Genomic DNA, 1,646 nt, shown 5'->3' on the forward strand with positions numbered 1-1,646 from the left:
TCAGACCGTAGACAAAGTGCTCCGAGAAACTTCCGTTTCTCGGAGCATTTTTCTTTGTGTTTATGAAATTTATTCCGAAAACAGGAAATTTTCCCTTGGATTATGCCATCCGTAATTCCCATTCCTGCTTGCATTTTGCAAGCTTTTTTAAATTCATGCACGCAAACGTAAGCGCGACTTTCATTGTCATCCGCGCTTTGCCATACAACTGCGTATATCGAAATCCGTGGTTTTCCTTTGCCGTTCCAAAGATTCTTTCAATCGTTTCTTTTCTGTGTGAGTATAGCTCCTTCATTCCTTCTGTATGCCGGATATCCTCACATGTTTCCATATAGTCTTCCCATACATGTCTCGTAACAACTTTTACATGGTTCTTGCTTTCTGTACACTGCGAAAGATACTCGCACTTTTCGCAAATCTGTCCACAGCTTTTATACTCGCGATATCCATCCCGATTTGTCGTGCTGTAATGCAGAAAGTGATTCCCTGGACAAATATAAGCATCATTATACTCATCATATACATACTCAGATTTCCTGAAAAAGCCATCCTTTGTCATGGGACGCTTGTAAGGAAAGACCGGCTTTATTCCATCATCCAAAAGTAGCTTTGCTATTGCAGGAGTTTTATACCCGGCATCAACGATACAGTATTTCATGCCGATATCTGCAAGCTTATCGTAAAGGCCTTTAAAAGTTCGACTGTCATGCTCATTACCAGGGTTTACTGTAAAATCAATAATCCATCCATTTTTATCGCATGCTGTTTCAATCCCATAAGCAAACACATGCTTGTGCTCACCTTTCCGAAACCAGCCGCTCTCAGGATCTGTAGTGCTACACTTAATTGTTTTTTCATCTGACGGAACATCATCCGTATAATCTTCAAACTTGTCGTTGCCACCGGAACCAGGTTTGTTGTTATCGTCTTTATCTTTCAACGGTTTCTTTCCGTGCGCTTCTCTGTCTGCGTTAATGTCCTGACGCAGCATGTCAGCATAAAATAAAGCTTCCTGTTTTGCGATTCGTTTCTGCATCTTTCTGTTGTTCGCCCGCGCTTTCACATGTGTTGCATCAACAAAAATCTCTGTTGAATCAACCAGTTTGAAACGGTAACACTCCTCAAGGATACGCTGGAAAATCTGCTCGAATAAGTCGGTATCTTTAAAACGACGGGTATAGTTTTTCCCGAAAGTAGAAAAATGAGGGACCGGATCATAAAGTTCAAGTCCAAGGAACCAACGGTAAGCCATGTTTACTTCAATCTCTTTGATTGTCTGCCGCATGCTTTTGATTCCATACAGGTATTGAATAAGCGGTATCTTAATAAGCGTAACCGGATCAATACTTGGTCTACCCATTCCGTCGGAATAAGTATCACGGACGAGATCATAGATGAATGTCCAGTCAATAGCTTTGTCAATAAGTCGTAGAAGATGATTCCGCGGAACAAGATCATCAATACATACCATCTGCATTTGCTTTCTTACTTTTTCTGTTTCTTGTGTCATCATAGAACAATACCGCCTTTTTTGATACCTTTATTATACCAAAAAGAGACTGAAAAGTCTTGAAAATACTGACTTTTAGCCTCTTTAATACAGAAAAATCCCCGGCAAAAAGCCGAGGACTTTGTCTACAGTCTGA

Annotated in this window: 1 protein-coding gene; it reads right to left on the bottom strand. The window is 40.5% G+C overall.

What is annotated here, in order from left to right; all coding sequences use genetic code 11:
- Positions 1-100: 100 nt before the first annotated feature.
- Positions 101-1,513 carry an IS1182 family transposase gene (locus M72_RS13305; RefSeq protein ID WP_141652750.1) on the bottom strand — a complete coding sequence of 471 codons (1,413 nt, stop codon included), beginning with the start codon at positions 1,511-1,513 and terminating at the stop codon, positions 101-103.
- Positions 1,514-1,646 lie beyond the last annotated feature (133 nt).

The sequence above is a fragment of the Roseburia faecis genome, assembly GCF_001406815.1.
Taxonomy (GTDB): Bacteria; Bacillota; Clostridia; order Lachnospirales; family Lachnospiraceae; genus Roseburia; species Roseburia faecis.